The sequence below is a fragment of the Shewanella sp. MMG014 genome, assembly GCF_018100775.1.
GTDB classification, from domain to species: Bacteria; Pseudomonadota; Gammaproteobacteria; order Enterobacterales; family Shewanellaceae; genus Shewanella; species Shewanella japonica.
In genome coordinates this window covers 221,708-243,629 of the sequence record NZ_JAGJDZ010000001.1, presented here as the reverse complement: position 1 = coordinate 243,629, position 21,922 = coordinate 221,708, and the positions used below count along the sequence as shown (strand labels likewise).

Here is a 21,922-nt window from a genome sequence, read left to right as displayed (position 1 = left end):
TGATTGACGAGACAGTATTAAATCAACTTTTACGCCATTTTTAACTAAGGCTATTTCTTCTTTTTGTTTTTCCAGTGGCGGGTGTTGTAAATAAATTCCGGCAACATCATGGTTAACCAAGCAACCAGACGCCAGCGTTTAGTCACATATACCTTACGTTTACCTTTTTTCATTGCTGCAATTATCTGATCTGCCACTTTAGCAAGAGGCGGGAGCCATAACTTACTTTGCTGCATCGCAGCCTTATCTAATAAGCCTAATTGAATATCTGTAATGGTGATGGGTAATTTCAGGCGCTGAGCATGCATACTCAAGCCTTCAAGGTAGTTCTGTGCATACGCCTTAGATGCATGGTAAGCAATGCTTGGTCCACCTCTCAGTCCGGCAATTGAGTTAATAGCGGCTATTTGGCCATACCCTTGCTCTCGCATGAGTCGGAAAGTGGTATTACAAATAGCAGTAAAACCAGTGACATTGACGTCAATAATATCTTGCTCAAGTTGCCATGGCAGCGTCTCGTTGTAACCATTTAGCCCTGTGTTTATTAAGACCAAATGTGCGCCATCAATTCGTTGCCACTCTTGTTCTAATTGGCGAATTATCTCAACAGGCTGCTCAATATTTAACGGTAAAACGTTAACTTCAGTCTCAAGTTGTGAAGCAAACTCTTTTAATGAGTCTGGATCTTGGACAAAAAGTGTCAAAGCAACTTTTTCTGCGGCCAATTTACGGGCGATTTCTTTACTAAGATGTGAGCTAGCGCCCACTATTATTGCGTTTGCTTGTGTCATGCGCTTTAAGGCTTCGAAATGATGACCTATGATAAAAACAACTGCTTTCGATAACAAGCAAGAATATTATTCAATATAAGACGTATAGACTTCTAGAAGTCTTTATGTATGATAAGGAGACTGAAATGAGCAAGGCAATGATGCGATTATTTAATGGAGTGCTTGTCGCGGTAGTGGTGCTTTTAGGATTAGGTGCATGTGCTTCGCACAATGATCTTGTCAGTGTATCAGGTGAGATCATGTATCGAGAGCGCATCGTGTTACCTGATAACGCAGTTATTAAAGTGCAACTTAAAGATGTGTCTTTGCAAGATACGAAAGCGATTGTAATGGCTGAAATGACTTCAGATGAAGTGACGACGCCCCATGCATTTACATTTGAACTTGCTCGCGATCAATTTCAGCAGGGTCATACCTATGCAGTAGGTGCCCGTATTGAGGTGGAAGGTAAGCTTTGGTTTATCAATACTCAATCTTATGTAGTTGATATTAATAGTAATGAGGCTATTAATCTTATCGTAAATAAAGTCGGTAATGAGTGATAAATATCGGACGCAACACGGTTGTGTGTTGTTGATGTTTTCCAAGTACCGAATCTTATAGTGTTAAAAAGGTGCTTTGATGCCGGTTAGAATCCCAGATAATTTACCCGCTGCAGAAATCTTAGAATCAGAGAATATTTTCGTTATGTCCGAAACACGGGCTGCGAATCAAGATATTCGTCCAATGCGTGTGCTGATTTTAAATTTGATGCCTAATAAAATTGAGACAGAAACTCAGTTGTTACGTTTATTAGGAAATACGCCTTTGCAAGTGGATGTGGATTTATTACGTATCCATGATAAAGCTTCAAAACACACCTCAATTGATCATATGAACACTTTTTATCGTGATTTCGAAGCGGTAAAAACACGCAATTATGATGGTCTAATTATCACTGGTGCGCCACTAGGGCAATTAGACTTTGAAGATGTTGTGTATTGGGAACACATAAAAGAAATTATCGATTGGTCTCAGCAGCATGTCACATCGGTATTGTTTTTATGCTGGGCTGCCCATGCGGGCTTGTTTCACTTATATGATTTACATCGAAAACTGTTAGAGAAGAAACGTTCTGGTGTGTTTAACCACAGTCGCTGTAATAAACCACATCCGTTATTACGTGGTTTCGATGATGAATTTTTTGCGCCTCATTCACGTTTCGCTGAAATGGATATTAATGATATTAAACAGCATCCTGATTTAGAAGTATTAGCTGAATCAAAAGAAGCTGGAGCTTATATCGTGTTAAGTCGAAATAATCGAAACTTGTTTGTAATGGGTCATCCAGAATATCAAAAATCGACGTTAAACGACGAATACCTGCGTGATATTGAGCAAGGTCTAAATCCAAGTGTTCCCACTCACTATTATCGTGACGATAACCCTAAAAATGACGCCGTTGCCAAATGGCATAGTCATGGCAGTTTGTTAGTCAGTAATTGGCTTAATTATTATGTTTATCAGTTAACGCCGTATGATTTATCTGACATGAGTGCAATGACGCCATGGGAAACCGGTCGTTAGTGTCTCAATATTAACTCATTCGTTTAATTAAAGGCGCCATTTAGTATGACTAAGTGGCGCTTTTAGTCTCACCTTATTGCCTGAAAAATACCCAAAATAATTAGTTGTTTAGCACAAGTTAATACTTGGGATTGAAATCAAGCCCAACCAGTGTCGTGTCGTTGTTTCTTCGGTTAGGATTTTTGAATACTTAGTTAACGTAGCTGAGTCTTGCTGAGTATTACTTTTCAAACGGATCTGAAATTTAATGAGGGTATTCAATTGAATAACAAGAAACTACTCCCGCTAGCGTTTGCTATTGCTGGGTTATCTGGAGCCTTGCAAGCCGCACCGCATGCTCCCACGCCACAAACGGGCGCTTTCGATTTAGTGATTGCCGATGAGCAGAAGTTAATAGAAATGCTCAAGAAATCAGGCAAAATCTCGCAAAGTGCTAGCTTAAAAGAAGCTGAAACAGCGTTAAAAACCTACCTTAAAAAACGTCAATCAGAAGCGGTACTAAATGCCGCAGCGCTCGATGCCACTGTAGTCAGTCAGTATCCCATGACTAATGAAATTAAAGGTAAGGCTAAACATCATAAACGGCATGAAGCGTCAAAAGGACAGCTAACAGCCAATGCGATGCGAAGCCGTCCTGCGAATGTTCAAGAAGAAGTATATGAAGGTGAAACACGAGAAGCACGTGTTTTAGCGATTTTGATGGAGTTCCCTGACTTTGTGCATAATTCTATCTTACCTGATGAAACAGGTATGTATTATGAGGATTACAACCCAGACCATTATCGTCAAATCCTTTTTGGTGACGATGGTTGGGTTGCGCCGAATGGTCATCATGCTAATTCGTTTAGACAATTTTATGAGAAACAGTCAGGTGACAGTTATACCGTCACTGGCGATGTTGCTGGTTGGTATATGGCAGAAATGCCTGCAGCATTCTATGGCAACAATGTTGATGGTGATGCGAGAAGCTTAATTCGAGAAGCTTTAACAGCAGCCTCACAAGATCCCACTGTTGACTTAAATCAATTTGATATTGAAGACAGGTATGATCTTGATGGAGATGGTAATTACTGGGAACCAGATGGATTGGTTGATCATGTGATGGTATTCCATTCTGCAGTGGGGGAAGAAGCTGGTGGTGGTCAAGTAGGTGAAGATGCTATTTGGTCACATCGTTGGAATTTGGGGGGAGTATTTGGGATCCCTGATTCTTCAAGCTCAGCGCCTTATTGGGGCGGACTAATGGGGGCTTTTGATTATACCATCGCTCCGATTGACAGTGCTGTTGGAGTCATTAGCCATGAATATGGTCATGATTTAGGGTTACCTGATGAATATGACACTCAATATACTGGCCAAGGTGAGCCGGTATCTATGTGGTCTATTATGTCATCTGGTAGTTGGGCGGGTGAAATCGGCGGCACAGAGCCCGTTGGTTTTAGTCCATTCGCAAAAGAGTATTTACAAGCAAGCCTTGGTGGCAATTGGCAACACGGTGCTGTGGTGAATTTTGATGATATTCCTCGTCGAGGTGTCGTCGGTCTATTAGACCAAGCATCCAGTAAAGGCACTAATCATGATGTGATTAGGGTGAGTCTGCCAAACAAGCAACAGGTTATTACTGTACCAACCAGTGGGGAATATGCGTATTTCAGTGGTTCTGGAGATAATCTAGAAAACCTGATGGCCGTTTCTGTCGATTTAACTGATGCAACCACTGCTGCAGTGCAGTTTAAAACATGGTATGACATCGAGCTTGATTGGGATTATGGCTATGTGATTGCTGTTGGTAGCTTTGGTCAGATGATGCTTGAAGGCAATATCACCAGTAACACAAATCCGAATGATACTAATTTGGGTAACGGTATAACAGGTAATTCAGCGGGCTGGATTGATGCTGAATTTGATCTCACCGCGCTTGCGGGTGAGGCATTTGATTTATACGTAATGTATAAAACCGATGGCGCGGTATCCAACCCTGGTATGTACGTTGATGATTTAAACATTGTGGTCGATGAAACGATTGTTGCGACAGCGAATGCTGATGTGATGCCAGAAGTCATGATGCTAAATGGATTTGATGTATCGACGGGCGTTTCTGAAACTGAGCACTATTATTTAGTTGAGTGGCGAACTCATCATGGTGTCGACAGTGGTTTAGCGCATATCAATGTTGCTGGACAACCAATGACCTATGAAAAGGGCATGCTCATTTGGTACGTGGATAATCAATATTCAGATAACTGGGTTGGTGTTCACCCTGGTGACGGTTTCTTAGGTGTTGTGGATGCTGATCAAAATACCTTGTCATGGAGTAATGGTAATGTTGCAACGACACGCTACCAAATCCACGATGCGACATTTAGAATCGATAGACCTGAAAAAATGTTTATCGATTTGTCTGAAGATTATGGCATCACTATGTATGACAACCGTACTCGTGCCCAACGTACTTTTAGAGATTCTCGTGATTACTCTGGCGGCGACTTACTTGATGCAGGACGTAATATTCCTGAATACGGGTTAACAATTCGCTTATTAAATCAAAGTGAAGATCGTAGCGTTGGTGCAGTAATGATCCAAAAGTAGTGCCTTTTTGCATAAACAGCTTGAAATAAAGCTTGCAGTTAATTGCAGATGATTCACCAACAGTGAAGTTAATGAGTGGCCTAAATAAGCCACTTTACTTCTGCAAAAAGCGCTGAGATTCAGCGCTTTTTTTATTTTTCATATTTATTTTTATACGCGAGTTATCAGTTAAAAATATCAATAGTCCTGATATTTTGCCGATAAATTATGGCAACTAAGCTAGATACAGATTAATTATCTAATCGCATTAGCGTTAGCACCGATTCAAGCATAAGCCTGCGGTCTTCGCTACATTGTCATATCGAAGCAACTCACTTATGCTGATACAATCTGTTAACCCTTGTGACAGTTTAAATCTTGTTTTGCAGACCGTGATTTATAATGGTAAGCAGGGGCATAGCGAAATCAGATGTTGAGGCGCCCATTGATTGAATTTCACCTTTGTTATTACCGAGTGCTATCGATAAGCCGATTCATTGCGTTGGTAGGCTTTATCAGTCTGGTTACTCCAGTTTATGCCAATGACAATGCAGAGCGAGCGATACAGTCAAATGATGCTCACGTCATGACATTAGATTCAGTTAAACAAGCGCTGGATAAGTTTACTGCGCCAGAGGAAAAGCTTGAGTATTTACAACAAGCTCAGCAACACCATTCGTGGAACCCAATTGATAATGCCCATATATTCAATTTAATTGCGATTGAACAAGAGGCATTAGACAAATTAGATGATGCCGTTGAATCATATTCTTTAGCGATTCAATCTGCTGAGCAAGTTGCCACTTCAGATATTTTAGTTATCAGTTATATTGAGCGTTCATTCATTAAATATTTACAGGTTAATGATAAAGAGCGCTATTGCCCTGATAGAGAATATGCATTGGAATTAGCACGCGCTATTGACTCTCCTATCGTGTTGTCCAAAGCACTCACGCAAAGCGCATTTTGCTACACTGATACACAAGTGTTTGAGCAAGGATTACAGCGCCTTGAAGAAGCTTTGTTGATTGCCAAGAAGCACCATTTCCCTCCGAACAAGCAAGCGATGATTTATAACTCAACTGGCGCGATTTACCGCTCTAATGGATTACATAAATACGCTTATGAATACTTCAATGAAGCCTATCGGTTATGGAGTGAAGTTGACGATATTCAAGACATGTTTAATATGCTGCACAACTTGGTTGGTGAGGCGATAAAAATGTCAGACTGGGAAGCGGCTGAAATTCATGTTGTCGGCCTGTTTGATTTAGCCAAGCGGCATCCTGAATTTAACGACTTCTTATTTTTCGCTTATTTTAATGCGGGTCGGCTAAGTTATTATAATAATGATCATGGGTTGGCAATTGAGCGATTACAAAACGCTAAACAGTTAAGCTCAACTACTAATGAACAATATTTTATTGGCTTAATGTATGCCTATCTCGCTTTAGCTCACATGCAGCAAGAGCAGCCAGAGATGGCTTATGACGCTGCTGATGTATTTATAAATTCTGACACATTTTCGGCGAGCTCTTCCTTTCTCAAAACGTCAATAATGGCGCTTAAACAGTTTTCCGAACAAGAGTACTTAGCCAGCTTTAACTTGTTGATGTCGAGCTTAAATCATGAACGTTTGACCTATGCCTCCATCATGGACAAAGACGTTATCTACTCGTCGCTAGAGCACAATTCAAAAGTCGCTGAATATGAAATCCAAATCCTAGAAAATCAGCTTGCGATTAATTTACTGAAGTTAAAGTCAGAAACAGATAAACAGCAAATATCTCAATTAACCTTAATCGTTACCAGTTTGATTATTGTGGTTTTACTTGTTGCAACGGCTTTTTTAATTCAGTCTCGCCGCTTTTTTAAACGCCGTTCGCAAACAGATTATCTTACAGGGATATCAAATCGACGTTACACCATGGAGCAGGGGAATAGGTTATTTAGTCTTGCCCAAAAACGAGCTGAGCCATTAGCGGTGATCATTTTTGATATTGATAAATTTAAAATGATTAATGACACATACGGTCATCATATCGGGGACTTAACAATTAAAGCTGCGGCACGAAAAGCAAGAAATTGGGTCAAAAAAACGGATGTATTAGGCCGAATTGGTGGAGAAGAGTTTTTATTAATCTTGCCTAATACCAATATAGACCAAGCAGTTGAAGTGGCTGAGCGACTTCGTAATAGTATTGAGCAGCAAACATTTACTTTTGATCATGTTGAAGTGAAATTTACCATCAGCTTAGGGGTTACTGTAAGTCAACTAAGCGAAGTCGATGGTGTTGTCATAGAGCATAGCGAGCAAGATGAATTAACAGAGCAAGATCTTGGAATTGAAGAAAGCCTAGATTCACTATCTAAGATGATAAAACGAGCGGATGCTGGTATGTATAAAGCGAAACAAAATGGCCGTAATCAAACCTTTTCGATGTGATATTTTCCTATTGATCCAATGCGTGTTGATTTGATGGCTTTCCACCAAACGGGCATTAGCAACTCAATTAACCTTGATGCCCCTTAAAACCTCCGCAGGTCACCACTGTTATTTCTTTCCCATCTATTTCTTTCCCATCAAAATCTGCAGCGATTAATTCCCCGTGTAAGTAAACTCACTTTTTGACAACAATAAACTTGGCGGTCCTAGTTATAAATCCCCTTAATTATTAATGGTATATCGTTTTTGTAAATTTTCAATGACAGCCGTGTTGAAATCTTAATATGAAATTGACGATTTTTTCTTGCTTTACGTTAGCGTAAACGTCAGAGTGTGATAATTGAACTAGATCACATTTTACTGTGTATTAATCTCGGCCAGAATATTTGCCGGTTTACAGCGGAGAAGTTATGAGCACCACACATTCATCACCACAAGATATCGTTATCGTTGCTGCTAAGCGTACCCCAATGGGTGGCTTTCAAGGCGCATTATCAGCAGTGACATCTCCAACATTAGCCGCCAATGCGATTAAAGGGTTAGTCAGTCACACTCAGATTGATACTCATTTAATTGATGAAGTCTTAATGGGTTGTGTATTGCCTGCAGGTTTAGGACAGGCGCCAGCTCGCCAAGCGACATTAGGAGCTGAATTACCTTTAAGTGTTGGTGCAACGACCATCAATAAAGTCTGCGGTTCAGGTATGAAGACTGTGATGATGGCGCACGACTTAATCAAAGCGGGTAGTGCAGAGGTTGTTGTTGCTGGTGGTATGGAAAGTATGACTCAAGCGCCTTATTTATTAGATAAGGCGCGTAGTGGAATGCGTATGGGTCATGGCAAAGTTTTGGACCACATGTTCCTCGATGGCCTTGAAGATGCGTACACAGGTGGTGCAATGGGGACTTTTGCCCAAAAAACTGCTGATGATTTTGGCTTAACTCGTGAAAACATGGACCAATTCGCACTGAACTCTTTAGAAAAGGCTAACACAGCGATTCAGTCTGGAGCGTTTAAAGATGAAATCGTGCCAGTGACGATTTCAAGTCGTCGAGGTGATGTCACAGTGGATACGGATGAGCAGCCAGGCAATGCGCGTCCTGAAAAAATCCCTTCACTACGTCCAGCATTTGCTAAAGACGGCACAATTACAGCCGCTAACTCAAGCTCTATTTCAGATGGTGCTGCGGCCTTAATGTTAATGAGCCGAGAAAAAGCGGAGTCATTAGGTCTCACTATTATGGCGACAATTAAAGGCCATACCACTCATTCTCAAGAACCTTCAATGTTTACCACTGCACCAGTCGGTGCAATGAACAAGCTATTCGATAAAGTTAATTGGTCTAAAGCTGATGTGGATTTATTCGAAATTAACGAAGCATTCGCCATGGTGACCATGTTAGCTATTAGCGAATTACAACTTGACGAATCTAAAGTCAATATCAATGGCGGCGCTTGCGCATTAGGCCATCCTATTGGGTGCTCTGGGGCACGTGTACTTGTGACGTTAATTCATTCGCTAAAAGCCAAGGGCTTATCTAAAGGCGTGGCGTCATTATGTATTGGTGGCGGCGAAGCAACGGCAATGGCAATTGAAGTATAACTATCTCGCTATAAACGTTTAAGTGTAACAATCGATTAGAAAATAATTCAACAAGACTCAAGTGCTGCACGAGCTAGACAATTATTCGTAACACTAATAAGTAACAGTAATTAGTCAAAAATAACAAGCCGGCAGTACTTCACTTTCACAGAGCTTTGGGGCTCTACAGGGATTTAGGAAGCAAGATGACAGTTCAAGTGAAACATTATATCAACGGTGAATTTACCGAAGGCATGGGAACCCAACAGATTTCGGTGACCAATCCTGCAAATAACTTACCGATTGCCAATATTAATGCCGCCACGGTAGAGGAAGTTAATCAAGCGATTCATAGTGCTAAAGAAGCATTTAAAACATGGAAAGAAGTGCCGGTCTCAGAACGTGCCAGAGTGATGTTGCGTTATCAACATTTGCTAAAAGAGCATCATGACGAGCTCGCAACCATACTAGCCCAAGAAACAGGTAAAACCTTTGAAGATGCTAAAGGTGATGTTTGGCGTGGCATCGAAGTCGCTGAGCACGCATGTAACATCGCCTCAATGTTAATGGGCGAAACGGTTGAAAATGTGGCAAGAAATATCGATACCTATAGTTACACGCAACCATTAGGTGTTTGTGCGGGTATTACCCCATTTAACTTCCCAGCGATGATCCCATTATGGATGTTCCCGCTAGCCATTGCGTGTGGTAATACTTTTATCTTAAAACCTTCAGAGCAAGATCCAATGACGCCACAACGCTTGGTTGAGCTATTTGTTGAAGCGGGGGCGCCAAAAGGGGTACTGCAGCTGATCCATGGCGATAAAACGGCAGTTGATGTGTTGCTCAATGATAAAGAAATTAAAGCGATTTCATTTGTCGGTTCTGTCGGTGTAGGACAATACATCTATAAAACGGGTACCGATAACTTAAAACGTGTTCAAGCCTTTGCTGGTGCGAAAAACCATTGTGTGATTATGCCTGATGCGAACAAGCAACAAGTGATTAATAACATGGTAGGCGCCTCTGTTGGTGCGGCGGGTCAACGTTGTATGGCGATTTCTGTTGCTGTATTTGTCGGCGCTGCCAAAGAGTGGATCCCTGAGCTTAAAGAAGCACTAGCAAAAGTACGCCCAGGATTATGGAATGATGAAAATGCGGCTTATGGCCCAGTCATTAGCCCGGCTGCTAAAGCGCGTGTGCTAAAACTGATTGCTCAAGGTAAAAAAGAAGGCGCTGAGTGTTTACTCGATGGCAGTGACTTTACTGTTGAAGGATATGAGTCTGGTAACTGGATTGGCCCAACCATGTTCAGCAATGTCACCACAGACATGAGCATCTACAAAGAAGAAATCTTTGGTCCTGTACTCTGTTGTATGGAAGCTGAAAGCCTTGATGAAGCGATTGACGTTGTTAATAACAGCCCTTATGGCAACGGCACTTCTATCTTTACAGCATCAGGCGGTGCAGCACGTAAATATCAACATCATATTGATGTTGGCCAAGTGGGAATTAATGTCCCTATTCCTGTGCCATTACCGTTTTTCTCATTTACGGGATGGAAAGGCAGTTTCTATGGCGACCAACACGCCTATGGTAAGCAAGCGGTTCGTTTTTACACTGAAACCAAAACCATTACCTCTCGCTGGTTTGATGATGAAGTCGTCAGTGGCCCAAATATGAGTATTAATCTTAAGTAATTGATAAAGGCCTTCTGATGGGAGAAGGCCTTTTATCGACGTTGTAATAAGGCCGCAATGTTTGGCCTGCCGAGACATGCCATTCAGCAGGAAGCTGAATAACTAAACAACATACTACGCCTAAGTATCTGCAAACAGAGCAATATAGCTCACACAAATCTATTGCAGAACTTTAGCTTTAGTGACCACTGATAGTGGCAATTCAAATGACCATAGAGTCATAGTAAAAAAGGATTCAAACATGAATTTTGATTTCAACGAAGACCAACGCCAGTTCGCCGATCTCGCTCGTCAATTTGCTGCTGAAGAACTCACACCATTTGCAGCAAAATGGGATGAAGAGCACTATTTTCCAAAAGATGTCATTAAAAAAGCGGGTGAGTTAGGTTTTTGCTCATTGTACTCGCCAGAGTCAGAAGGTGGCATGGGGTTATCTCGCCTTGATGCTTCAATTATCTTCGAAGAATTATCCCAAGGTTGCACTGCAACAACCGCCATGTTGACCATTCATAATATGGCCACATGGATGGTAACAACTTGGGGAACCGAAACCTTACGTCAGCAATGGTCTGAAGGTTTGACGACAGGACAATTATTAGCATCTTATTGCCTAACGGAACCGGGTGCAGGTAGTGATGCCGCTTCTTTGCAAACCAAAGCGATTAAAGATGGCGATGATTACATCATTAATGGTTCGAAAATGTTTATTTCTGGCGCCGGTGAGACTGAGTTATTAGTTGTTATGTGCCGTACCGGTGATGCTGGTGCTAAAGGCATCTCAGCGATTGCGATTCCAGCTGATGCACCAGGCATCACATACGGAAAAGCAGAAGAAAAAATGGGCTGGAACGCACAGCCAACTCGATTAATCAGTTTTGAAAATGTACGTGTGCCACAAGCCAACTTGTTAGGCGATGAAGGACAAGGGTTTACCTTTGCCATGAAGGGCCTTGATGGTGGTCGCATTAATATTGCGACTTGTTCAGTTGGAACAGCGCAAGCGGCATTAGAACGCGCGACAGAATACATGAATGAGCGTAAGCAATTTGGTAAACCCATTGCCGCTTTTCAAGGGTTACAATTTAAACTAGCGGATATGGCGACTGAGCTTGTTGCTGCAAGACAAATGGTACGTTTAGCCGCATTTAAACTTGATAACAATGATCCTGAAGCAACGGCTTATTGCGCTATGGCCAAACGTTTTGCCACCGATATTGGTTTTCAAGTGTGTGATAGTGCGTTGCAAATCCACGGTGGTTACGGATATATCCGTGAGTACCCATTGGAGCGACACTTTAGGGATGTTCGTGTTCATCAAATATTGGAAGGCACCAATGAAATCATGCGTTTGATCATTGCTCGCCGTCTATTAGATGAGAATTCACACGCCATTTTATAAGTTGCCAGCTTGCTCCGTTTCGATAACGGAGCATTAATGCGCATGCACTATTGTTAAAGGATTAAATCATGACGACGACAACTGCCCAAACAGGGCCCGCTATCGTAGAAACCATTGATGGTCATACCGCCATTTTGACCTTAAATAACCCGCCAGCAAACACCTGGACATCAGCCAGTTTGATGTTGCTTAAAGATATCGTATTACGCCTAAATCAAGACAATAATATTTATGCGCTGGTGATTACAGGTCAAGGAGAGAAGTTTTTCTCAGCAGGTGCTGATTTAAAATTATTTGCCGACGGCGATAAAGGCAATGCAGCGACAATGGCCAAGTGTTTTGGAGAAGCATTTGAAACATTAAGCGCCTTTCGTGGCGTGTCTATTGCGGCTATCAATGGCTATGCCATGGGTGGCGGGCTAGAAGTGGCATTAGCGTGCGATTTACGCATTGCCGAGTCGCAAGCACAAATGGCCTTACCTGAAGCCACAGTCGGCTTGTTACCTTGTGCGGGCGGCACACAAAACTTAACGGCTTTGGTCGGGGAAGGTTGGGCAAAAAGAATGATTCTATGCGGCGAGAGAATCGATGCAGTTAAAGCCCAAACGATTGGTTTAGTAGAAGAAGTGGTTGAACAAGGTCAATCATTAGATGCTGCGATATCGCTTGCGGCAAAAGTGGCTCGTCAATCACCGAGCAGCGTGAAAGTATGTAAAACATTAATTCAAGCTGGAAGAACCATGCCTCGCACCCAAGCTTTACCCCTAGAGCGTGAGTTGTTTGTAGGATTATTTGATACCGAAGATCAGGCTGAAGGCGTCAATGCCTTTTTGGATAAACGCACTGCAAATTGGAAGAATAACTAATGAATCAAGATGTGATTTTTCAAACATTAGGAACACTATCAGGCAAGTCGATTGGTGTGGTTACGCTTAATATTGAAAAAGCGTTAAATTCACTGAATCTTGGTATGGTTCAAGCAATGACTAAGCAGTTATTAGCTTGGCAGCAAGACAATGATATTGCTTTTGTTGTACTCGATGGCGCTGGTGAGAAAGCTTTTTGTGCTGGTGGTGATGTCAGAGCTATCTATCATGCTTCTATGGCTAACCCTCAATCAATGACTCAAGAAGCGTGTGACTTTTTTAGCGAAGAATACCAACTTGACTACCTATTACATCAGTACGGAAAGCCTGTATTAGTGTGGGGTGATGGAATTGTGATGGGCGGCGGCTTAGGGCTTATGGCTGGCGGCAGCCACCGAGTGTTAACTGAGCGAAGCCGTATTGCAATGCCCGAAATTACCATTGGTTTATATCCAGATGTTGGCGGTAGTTACTTCCTTAATAGAATGCCTGGTAAAACAGGATTATTCTTGGGATTAACGGCTTACAACATGACCGCTGCTGATGCCCATTACGTCGGATTAGGCAATCACTTTTTAAGTAGTGATGATAAAGAACCCTTGTTTGATGCTATAGCTGAAGTAAGTTGGAGTGATGATGTTGCTTTAAATCACTTACAACTAAGTGATTTACTTAATTCAATGCAGGAAAACGCGACGGCGAGTATGGGCGATAGTCTGCTAGCACAATATCAAGTTGAAATTGATCAACTCATGAGCGGTGAAATCGAAGAAGTGCATCATCAAATTTCAAGTTTAGATACTGAACTTGATTGGCTAAAGCGCGCACAAAAAACGGCATTAGCAGGTAGCCCGTTAAGTTGGTTTTTAATTTTTGCTCAAGCCAGTATCGGTAAAGATAAAACCTTAGCTGAGTGCTTTAAATGGGAATTAGGCATCAGTGTTAATTGCTGTTCTTACGGTGACTTTTGTGAAGGGGTACGAGCACTGTTAATCGATAAAGATCGAAATCCACAATGGCGTTTTCCTCACGCAAGTGATGTGACACCAGAGGCGGTGACGCAGCTATTAACGTCACCTTGGAATAATGACAATCACCCATTAAAAGACATGTAAAAGGACATTATTATGGCAACTGTAGCATTTATTGGACTCGGTAATATGGGTGGCCCTATGGCTGTAAACTTAATTAAAGCAGGCATGACCGTGACTGTTTTTGATTTGGTTCCTGCAGCGGTAGATGCACTCACATCTCAAGGTGCGCTTAGTGCCAAAACTGCCTGTGGCGCTGCGGCTTCGGCAGATTTTGTGATAACTATGTTGCCCGCTGGAAAGCATGTCCATAGTTTGTATATTGGCGATGCAGACAATAAAGGATTGTTGGATGTTGTAGCAGAAGATGCAGTGTTAATTGATTGTTCGACCATTGATGCAGGCACTGCGCAAACAGTGGGTGCACACGCGAAAGCAAAAGGCATTGAGTTTATGGATGCGCCTGTATCTGGTGGCACAGCTGGCGCCGCAGCGGGCACATTAACCTTTATTTGTGGTGGCTCAGATAACGCGTATCAAAAAGCACAAACGGTATTAACTGTGATGGGGGCAAACATATTCCACGCAGGAGCAACGGGTGCAGGTCAAATAGCTAAAATTTGTAATAACATGCTGTTGTCGGTATTGATGGTCGGTACGAGTGAATCTTTGCAATTGGGTATTGATAATGGTTTAGACCCTAAAGTGTTATCTGATATCATGAAAGTCAGTAGCGGTGGTAACTGGACTTTAGAGAAATATAATCCTTGTCCAGATGTCATGGACAATGTGCCATCATCAAATGATTACCAAGGCGGATTTATGGTTGATTTGATGGTGAAAGATTTAGGCTTGTCTCAGCAAGCATCATTGGCGTCAAACTCTAGTACGCCGATGGGAGCATTAGCACGTAGTTTATATGTAAACCATGCGAGACAAGGTAATGGCCGCCACGATTTTTCAAGTATATTTGAGCAGTTTGCTCAAGCGGATAAGAAATCATAACGATTGATTTTAATAAATTAAGAAAGGATCCAGTTAATGGAAATTAAAGATAAAGTTGTTGTCATTACTGGCGGAGCAGGTGGATTAGGGCTAGCGATGGCGCAAGAGTTTGCCTCTCAAGGCGCAAGACTTGCACTTATCGATGTTGATCAAGAAAAATTAGAGCGTGCTTGTGCTGATTTAGGAGCGACAACAGAAGTACAAGGTTATGCCTTAGACATTACTGACGAAGAAGACGTCGTGGCAGGTTTTAACTATATCCTTGAAGATTTTGGTCAAGTGAACGTATTAGTTAACAATGCAGGTATTCTTCGTGATGGCATGATGATCAAAGCAAAAGAAGGTCTTGTGACTGACCGTATGTCTTTTGAGCAATTTCAATCGGTCATCAATGTTAACTTAACAGGGACTTTCTTGTGTGGGCGTGAAGCGGCTGCAGCGATGATTCATTCAAAGCAAGCAGGGGTAATTATTAATATCTCTAGCATTGCTAAGGCAGGTAATATTGGTCAGTCAAATTATTCTGCATCTAAAGCTGGTGTCGCAGCAATGAGTGTTGGTTGGTCTAAAGAACTTGCGCGTTATAACATCAGAAGCGCCGCAGTTGCGCCAGGTGTAATAGCAACAGAAATGACCGCTGGTATGAAACCAGAAGCCTTGGAGCGTCTTGAAAAAATGGTGCCAGTTGGGCGTTTAGGTCAAGCACAAGAAGTGGCTACAACAGTTAAGTTTATTGTTGAAAATGATTATGTAAATGGCCGCGTTTTTGAAATTGATGGCGGTTTAAGCATGTAATTGCTACTGACTCAGACTAAAGCCAACCCGTTAATGGTTGGCTTTTTTATTACTGCGATTATTGTTACCATCTTGGCGAGTGTTATCGACAGCACTTTGTTCAGGGTATTTCACAGAATAATTAAAGGGATTGCGAAATGGATAGGCTAGAAAAAGCAATGAAGCTAACCATGCTGACAGTGGGGATTGCTGGTATTGCCGTGATTTATTTTGGCTTCTTTTATCTGCAATATAATGCTGAATTAGGCATGACAATGCCGTGGTATTTTTTGATCTCTCCTTGGGTGTGTGTTTATTTTGGACTAAGTGAACAACAACAAAGCGCCACTATTGCCTGGTTTACTCGAAAATTCACCGCAAAGAAATAGTCTGTTATTCCCTTCATTCTTCAGTTACTGAGTGGTTCTGACCTTCAATATTCCCCATCTATCATTTTTGACTTAATAAATTCATGGAATTTCGCCTGTTTTATGGCGCCTTGTGGCTAAGTTAAGTTGAAAAAATAAGCTGAAATGCTATAGTACGCCGCCTATTTAATATGGCCATGCTTAACTAATTAAGGGTGGCTAGAAACCAGTGCTAACTGAGCAATAACCGCTATACTCGTTGAACGTTATAGCCGTTACATAATTCGGCACTGGTTTTTTGTTTTTATCATAACTTGAATTTTGGAATCTCATTTTGATTACTACAGCTAACATCACCATGCAGTTTGGTTCAAAGCCTCTGTTTGAAAATATCTCAGTTAAATTCGGTGGCGGTAACCGCTACGGTCTTATCGGAGCCAATGGTTGTGGTAAATCCACCTTCATGAAAATCCTAACTGGTGACCTTGAGCCGTCAAGCGGTAATGTGTCAATTGACCCAGGCGAGCGCATGGGTAAGTTGAACCAGGATCAGTTTGCATATGAAGCATATTCAGTGGTTGATACTGTGATCATGGGTCATAAAGAGCTATGGGAAGTTAAGCAAGAGCGTGATCGTATCTACTCATTACCAGAAATGAGTGAAGAAGACGGCATCAAAGTGGCTGAACTTGAAATGCAGTTTGCTGAAATGGACGGTTACACTGCTGAATCTCGTGCTGGTGACTTACTGATGGGCGTCGGTATTGGTGTTGACCAACACTTTGGCTTAATGAGTGAAATTGCACCAGGTTTCAAATTACGTGTGCTACTTGCACAAGCCTTGTTCTCAGACCCAGATGTATTATTACTTGATGAACCAACCAACAACTTGGACATTGATACCATTCGCTGGTTACAAGAAATGCTAAACCAACGTAATAGCACCATGGTGATTATTTCGCATGATAGATATTTCTTGAACTCTGTATGTACCCATATGGCAGATATCGATTACGGTGAACTACGTGTTTACCCTGGTAACTACGATGAATACATGATGGCAGCGCAGCAAGCTCGTGAGCGTCTACAGTCAGATAATGCCAAGAAGAAAGCACAAATTGCAGAACTTCAAGGCTTCGTAGCTCGTTTCTCGGCTAACGCATCTAAAGCAAAGCAAGCTACATCACGTGCTAAGCAAATCGATAAGATTAAAATTGAAGAAGTTAAAGCATCTAGCCGTGTGAATCCGTTTATTCGTTTCGAACTAGAGAAGAAATTGTTCCGTAACGCATTAGTGGTTGAGCAGTTAGCTAAAGGCTTTGACGAAACGCCGTTATTCTCTGGTTTTGACATGATGGCTGAAGTTGGCGAGCGAATTGCTATTTTGGGTGAAAATGGCGTGGGTAAAACCACCTTGTTACGTACCTTAGTCCATGATTTACCACAAGATGCGGGTACGATTCAATGGTCAGAAAACTCAAACATTGGTTATTATGCACAGGATCATGAAGCTGATTTTGCTAATGATATGACCTTGTTTGATTGGATGAGCCAATGGCGTAAGCCTGAAGATGACGACCAAACAGTACGTGGTATTTTAGGACGTATGTTATTTGGTTCTGACGATATTAAAAAGTCAGTAAAAGTCTTATCTGGTGGTGAAAAAGGTCGCATGTATTTTGGTAAGCTTATTATGCAAAAGCCAAATATCTTGCTGCTTGATGAACCAACTAACCACATGGATATGGAATCAATTGAGTCATTAAACAACGCGTTAGAAATGTATGAAGGTACGTTGTTGTTTGTATCTCACGACCGTGCGTTTGTATCATCTCTTGCTACTCGAATTCTTGAAGTGACGCCACAAGGCATTAATGACTTCAAAGGAACTTATGATGAGTTCTTAGCAAGCAAAGGCGTTGAAGGTTAAGCTAAAGCTTTTATTTAAATAGCCGATAAACCTGTAATACTCATATAGAGTTTTACAGGTTTTTTTTTGCGCGAACGATATTCTCATACTAATTTGAAAAGAAATTAAGTCGCCTTAGTTACATCAAAGCATGTAATTTATTGCGATAAATTGCATGGAGCACTTACTCTAAGGGTAAAGATACAATGAAATGGATTACCGATCTAAAAACGCTACATAAACTGCTATTGCTAATTGTCCCGCCTCTGCTGATTTGTCTGATTTATGGTGGCATGTTTGTTCACAATAAATATGAAACTAAATCAGAATTAAATACGGTACTTTCGTTAACTGAGCTCGCTGTAATTAATAGTGCATTAGTCCATGAGTTACAAAAAGAGCGTGGCATGAGTGCCGGTTATATTGGTTCACAAGGACAATCATTTGCCGATGCGCTACCTCAGCAGCGTGGGATGTCTGATAGACAAATAAGTCGTTTTAATAGCATTCCAAATGTTGATGATTTTCCTGTTCAGATTAGTGCTACTTTGAGACAAATTAGCAACCAGTTGCAGCAATTGCAGTCAATGAGACGTTCTGTTGATTCATTGACGGTTACGGTTGCTGATGAAGTGAAGTATTACACAGGTTTAAATACGGCATTGTTATCGGTTGTTGATGAAACGGCAATGCAAAGCACTGACAGTGAATTATCACTCAAGTTGGCATCATTTGGTGCGTTTTTACAGTTAAAAGAACGTGCCGGTATTGAGCGTGCTGTACTTAGCACAACCTTCGGCCAACAAGGGTTTAAAGATGGCGTTTTTAGCCGATTTGTCACTTTAGTGTCTGAACAAAATACTTATGGTGAACGCTTTAAGGCGTTAGCGACTCCAGATTGGATATCGCAATTTGAACAAGTTTCACGATCTCGAGAACAGTCAGCGGTGCAGCAATTACGTGATATCGCTTTTTCTCAAGACGTCACTAATATCAGCGCCCAAAATCCGGAAATTTGGTTTAGCACTTCTACAGCAAGAATTAACGTGCTAACTGACTTTGAACATTTCTTAGCTGATGATTTGATTAAGTTAACTAAACTAAGATTGGATTCAGCCAACCAAATGATGTGGACATCATTACTCGCATTAACAATATCCATAGTATTGCTAGCGTGGTTGAGTTTATCAGTGTCTAATTACTTGAATAAGAGCTTGAGTCACTTATTTGATAAAGTCACCCATGCAGGTAACCATTTTGATTTAAGCACGCGGATTGAACACAAATCTGCAGACGAATTCGGCCAATTGTCTGCCGCCTTTAATGCCATGATGACTGACTTTGAAACGATAATCGCTCAAGTTAGACAAAGTGCTTCGCAAGTGGTGAGTGTTGTTGAGCAAGTTAATGGTCATACTCAGACCATGAAGCAAGATGTTGAACTTGGCTACCAAGAGGCTGAGCAAGTGGCTTCGGCTATGACTGAGATGAGTGCAACAGTCACTCAAATTGCGGCTAATGCGGTGCAAGCATCAGATGCATCTACGTCTGCTAATAAAGAGGCACATATTGGTAATAAGGGCGTTTCACAAACGACGGTATCGATAAAACATCTTGCCAGCGAAATCAATGAAGCCTCAAATGCGATTGAGACATTAGATCAAGATGTGCAATCTATTGCGACTATTTTGGATGTCATTAGCGCGATTTCAGAGCAAACTAATTTACTGGCACTTAACGCGGCCATTGAAGCGGCAAGAGCGGGAGAGCAAGGACGAGGCTTTGCTGTTGTGGCTGATGAGGTCAGAACCTTAGCGCAACGAACACAATCATCAACGGACGATATCAAGCGGATGACTGATAGGCTTAAATCAGGTGCTCAGTTAGCCGTTAAAACCATGCAGCGTGGCATGGTCAGTGCTGATGAAAGCGTTATTGAAGTTGAAAATGCGGGTAAAGAGTTGAAACAGATTGTGGCGGATGTTGATGTTATTGACAGTATGAATCAACAAATTGCTTCAGCAACTCATGAACAAGCAGCTGTTGCCGAAGAAGTGAATCAAAATGCGATGAAAATCAGTGAGATTTATAATCAAACGCAAGAAATCGCTAATGCGTTAAGTCAACTCAATGAAACCTTACTTGAAGATGCAGCAGTGATGTCTGAACAAGTTCAGAAATTTACTCTAACTCGGTAATAATCGCATTGAGTATTGTTTAAATTCAGAAAAGTTGACGTAACAAAGGCCGGCACTTGTTGTCGGCTTTTTTTATTTACACCATTTTATGTAAACAAATTCAGAAAAAGCTAATGTATTCTAGATTTTGATAATAAATGGCATTAAGGTTGCTGAAATTAAGGCAAGTGCTTACATATACACTAAAAATGTACTATAGAAGAATGTGCATTACACTATAAGGAATCGGTTTAATACGGTATTGGGCTGTTAAAAACGGATTAAGTTTAAATGGATTATTTAGCGACAAACAAACAGGCTTGGAATGAAAGAGCAAAAGTGCACTTTGACTCATCGTTTTATGATGTTCCAAGCTTTATTGCTGGCGAAACCACATTGACTGAAATTGAGCTCGCAGAACTCAATGATGTTGCGGATAAGTCGTTATTACATCTTCAGTGTCATTTTGGGTTAGATACGCTGTCATGGGCAAGAAGAGGGGCTAAAGTGACTGGTGTTGATTTATCAAATACAGCCATTGATAAAGCGAATGAGCTGGCTAAACAATGCCAAATAAGCGCTGATTTTGTTTGCTCAGATGTTTATAGCTATTCAGCTGATAGTCAGCATAGTTTTGATATTGTCTTCACCTCGTTTGGCGCTATTTGTTGGCTGCCTTGTTTGACTCAGTGGGCAAAAGTGATAGCAGATAATTTAACATCCGGTGGCACCTTTTATATGGCTGAATTTCATCCTGTACAGGATGTGCTAGAAGGGTATCCGTATTTTCATCAATCCAAGCCAGATATTGTCACTGAAGGCAGTTATACTGATGTAGAAGATGATACGCCGCAAACGATGGTGACTTGGGCACATTCATTGGGAGAAGTGATTAACGCTTTGATACAAGCTGGTATTCGCATTGATAGCGTCAATGAATATCCTTATAGCCCTTATAATTGCTTTGAAAACTTAATTGAGCAGCAACCGAACCAGTTTCACTCTATTGTAAAAGGCCAATCAATTCCTTTGGTGTTTTCTATAAAAGGAACAAAAACGTAAATGTTATTTTCAACCGATCAAAAGTTAGACATTGGTAATCGTTGGTTAGGCATTTTTACTAAAGTCTCTTTAGGGATTTGTGCAGCTGTTGCACTAATGTATTGGTCATATTTTTATGTCAGCCCGAGTGTGACAGTTAAGAATAGCTCTGAATTTGTTATTGATTCTGCAGTCATTCAATTGCCACATAGTCGTCTCGATTTTGGTGAGATAAACATTGGTGAGCAAAATCGAATCTACTATGACTTAGCTCAACTTGATGGTGATTATCAGTATCAGCTAGTGCTTAATAGTGGTGAAACCCTTGATGGACGATGTGGTTATGTGACTAATCTTGAAGTCAATAAACGTGCTGTGTTGACTCTTAATGATAACGGGAAAATCCGTTGTGATTTTTAGTATTTTATTTATATTGTCATCTCGTTAAGCTTAACCACAATTTTGAATCTGTTCATTCAAAAGCTAATTTATATCTCACTCTTATGTCGACAAACACTTTGAACAAACGCTGAAATACGGGCTCCCCCACGTATTAGCGAATCAAGCTGAAGCTATGGCTGTCCGTCATTATCCTTTCTAAACGAACAAATAACAGTTTGATACACATGTTAAGTTTGTGGTGGGTCATCTGGGTGGTTGTTAATTGCTCGGGCTTGCTGTTAGTGGCATTGTCAAGA

At 41.3% G+C, this 21,922-nt stretch carries 17 protein-coding genes; 16 read left to right on the top strand and 1 reads right to left on the bottom strand.

What is annotated here, in order from left to right:
* Positions 1-50: 50 nt before the first annotated feature.
* Entirely contained in the window at positions 51-791 is a 741-nt protein-coding gene (locus tag J8L86_RS01025; protein ID WP_211028281.1) for an SDR family NAD(P)-dependent oxidoreductase, read from the bottom strand.
* A gap of 125 nt (positions 792-916) precedes the next feature.
* Here J8L86_RS01025 and J8L86_RS01020 point away from each other — a divergent pair, with 125 nt between their 5' ends.
* The 16 genes from J8L86_RS01020 to J8L86_RS00945 all read left to right on the top strand — a co-directional run bounded on the left by J8L86_RS01020 (position 917) and on the right by J8L86_RS00945 (position 21,644).
* Positions 917-1,333, top strand: a complete 417-nt coding sequence (locus J8L86_RS01020) for a YbaY family lipoprotein (protein ID WP_211028279.1) — start codon at positions 917-919, stop codon at positions 1,331-1,333.
* Positions 1,334-1,412: 79 nt separating this feature from the next.
* Positions 1,413-2,357: a homoserine O-succinyltransferase gene (gene metA / locus J8L86_RS01015; protein WP_065109187.1), complete on the top strand. Its 945-nt coding sequence runs from the start codon at positions 1,413-1,415 to the stop codon at positions 2,355-2,357.
* A 261-nt stretch (positions 2,358-2,618) separates the two neighbouring features.
* On the top strand, positions 2,619-4,946 hold the full coding sequence (locus J8L86_RS01010) for an immune inhibitor A domain-containing protein (RefSeq protein ID WP_211028277.1): 2,328 nt from the start codon (positions 2,619-2,621) through the stop codon (positions 4,944-4,946).
* Between the two features lie 424 nt (positions 4,947-5,370).
* Positions 5,371-7,371, top strand: coding sequence for a GGDEF domain-containing protein (locus J8L86_RS01005; protein WP_211028275.1), 2,001 nt, complete (start codon positions 5,371-5,373; stop codon positions 7,369-7,371).
* Between the two features lie 410 nt (positions 7,372-7,781).
* On the top strand, positions 7,782-8,975 hold the full coding sequence (locus tag J8L86_RS01000) for an acetyl-CoA C-acyltransferase (protein ID WP_055023018.1): 1,194 nt from the start codon (positions 7,782-7,784) through the stop codon (positions 8,973-8,975).
* A gap of 185 nt (positions 8,976-9,160) precedes the next feature.
* Positions 9,161-10,654: a CoA-acylating methylmalonate-semialdehyde dehydrogenase gene (locus J8L86_RS00995; protein WP_211028273.1), complete on the top strand. Its 1,494-nt coding sequence runs from the start codon at positions 9,161-9,163 to the stop codon at positions 10,652-10,654.
* A gap of 241 nt (positions 10,655-10,895) precedes the next feature.
* The gene (locus J8L86_RS00990) at positions 10,896-12,053 is read left to right on the top strand and encodes an acyl-CoA dehydrogenase family protein (RefSeq protein WP_055023016.1); all 1,158 of its coding nucleotides are present in this window, start codon (positions 10,896-10,898) and stop codon (positions 12,051-12,053) included.
* Between the two features lie 68 nt (positions 12,054-12,121).
* Complete coding sequence (locus tag J8L86_RS00985; protein WP_211028271.1) at positions 12,122-12,919, top strand: enoyl-CoA hydratase; 798 nt, start codon at positions 12,122-12,124, stop codon at positions 12,917-12,919.
* Complete coding sequence (locus J8L86_RS00980) at positions 12,919-14,034, top strand: enoyl-CoA hydratase/isomerase family protein (RefSeq protein WP_055023014.1); 1,116 nt, start codon at positions 12,919-12,921, stop codon at positions 14,032-14,034. Before J8L86_RS00985 ends, J8L86_RS00980 begins: the two co-directional genes overlap by 1 nt.
* Before the next feature lie 12 nt (positions 14,035-14,046).
* On the top strand, positions 14,047-14,955 hold the full coding sequence (gene mmsB, locus J8L86_RS00975; protein ID WP_211028270.1) for a 3-hydroxyisobutyrate dehydrogenase: 909 nt from the start codon (positions 14,047-14,049) through the stop codon (positions 14,953-14,955).
* A gap of 36 nt (positions 14,956-14,991) precedes the next feature.
* Complete coding sequence (locus J8L86_RS00970) at positions 14,992-15,750, top strand: SDR family oxidoreductase (RefSeq protein WP_211028269.1); 759 nt, start codon at positions 14,992-14,994, stop codon at positions 15,748-15,750.
* Positions 15,751-15,887: 137 nt separating this feature from the next.
* The gene (locus tag J8L86_RS00965; RefSeq protein ID WP_055023011.1) at positions 15,888-16,118 is read left to right on the top strand and encodes a hypothetical protein; all 231 of its coding nucleotides are present in this window, start codon (positions 15,888-15,890) and stop codon (positions 16,116-16,118) included.
* Positions 16,119-16,431: 313 nt separating this feature from the next.
* Positions 16,432-18,027: an ABC-F family ATPase gene (locus tag J8L86_RS00960; RefSeq protein WP_211028268.1), complete on the top strand. Its 1,596-nt coding sequence runs from the start codon at positions 16,432-16,434 to the stop codon at positions 18,025-18,027.
* A 185-nt stretch (positions 18,028-18,212) separates the two neighbouring features.
* Positions 18,213-20,204 carry a methyl-accepting chemotaxis protein gene (locus J8L86_RS00955; protein ID WP_211028267.1) on the top strand — a complete coding sequence of 664 codons (1,992 nt, stop codon included), beginning with the start codon at positions 18,213-18,215 and terminating at the stop codon, positions 20,202-20,204.
* 270 nt (positions 20,205-20,474) lie between these two features.
* Positions 20,475-21,245 (top strand): class I SAM-dependent methyltransferase, encoded by a 771-nt coding sequence (locus J8L86_RS00950; protein WP_065109194.1) that lies wholly within the window; start codon positions 20,475-20,477, stop codon positions 21,243-21,245.
* Positions 21,246-21,644, top strand: coding sequence for a hypothetical protein (locus tag J8L86_RS00945; RefSeq protein ID WP_055023008.1), 399 nt, complete (start codon positions 21,246-21,248; stop codon positions 21,642-21,644).
* The last annotated feature ends 278 nt before the right edge of the window (positions 21,645-21,922 follow it).

Excerpts from the sequence above, each read along its gene's own strand:
- J8L86_RS01025 (WP_211028281.1), bottom strand. The coding sequence starts at position 791 with ATGACACAAGCAAACGCAATAATAGTGGGCGCTAGCTCACATCTTAGT.
- J8L86_RS01020 (WP_211028279.1), top strand. The coding sequence starts at position 917 with ATGAGCAAGGCAATGATGCGATTATTTAATGGAGTGCTTGTCGCGGTA.
- metA (WP_065109187.1), top strand. The coding sequence starts at position 1,413 with ATGCCGGTTAGAATCCCAGATAATTTACCCGCTGCAGAAATCTTAGAA.
- J8L86_RS01000 (WP_055023018.1), top strand. The coding sequence starts at position 7,782 with ATGAGCACCACACATTCATCACCACAAGATATCGTTATCGTTGCTGCT.
- J8L86_RS00995 (WP_211028273.1), top strand. The coding sequence starts at position 9,161 with ATGACAGTTCAAGTGAAACATTATATCAACGGTGAATTTACCGAAGGC.
- J8L86_RS00990 (WP_055023016.1), top strand. The coding sequence starts at position 10,896 with ATGAATTTTGATTTCAACGAAGACCAACGCCAGTTCGCCGATCTCGCT.
- J8L86_RS00985 (WP_211028271.1), top strand. The coding sequence starts at position 12,122 with ATGACGACGACAACTGCCCAAACAGGGCCCGCTATCGTAGAAACCATT.
- J8L86_RS00980 (WP_055023014.1), top strand. The coding sequence starts at position 12,919 with ATGAATCAAGATGTGATTTTTCAAACATTAGGAACACTATCAGGCAAG.
- mmsB (WP_211028270.1), top strand. The coding sequence starts at position 14,047 with ATGGCAACTGTAGCATTTATTGGACTCGGTAATATGGGTGGCCCTATG.
- J8L86_RS00970 (WP_211028269.1), top strand. The coding sequence starts at position 14,992 with ATGGAAATTAAAGATAAAGTTGTTGTCATTACTGGCGGAGCAGGTGGA.
- J8L86_RS00965 (WP_055023011.1), top strand. The coding sequence starts at position 15,888 with ATGGATAGGCTAGAAAAAGCAATGAAGCTAACCATGCTGACAGTGGGG.
- J8L86_RS00955 (WP_211028267.1), top strand. The coding sequence starts at position 18,213 with ATGAAATGGATTACCGATCTAAAAACGCTACATAAACTGCTATTGCTA.
- J8L86_RS00950 (WP_065109194.1), top strand. The coding sequence starts at position 20,475 with ATGGATTATTTAGCGACAAACAAACAGGCTTGGAATGAAAGAGCAAAA.
- J8L86_RS00945 (WP_055023008.1), top strand. The coding sequence starts at position 21,246 with ATGTTATTTTCAACCGATCAAAAGTTAGACATTGGTAATCGTTGGTTA.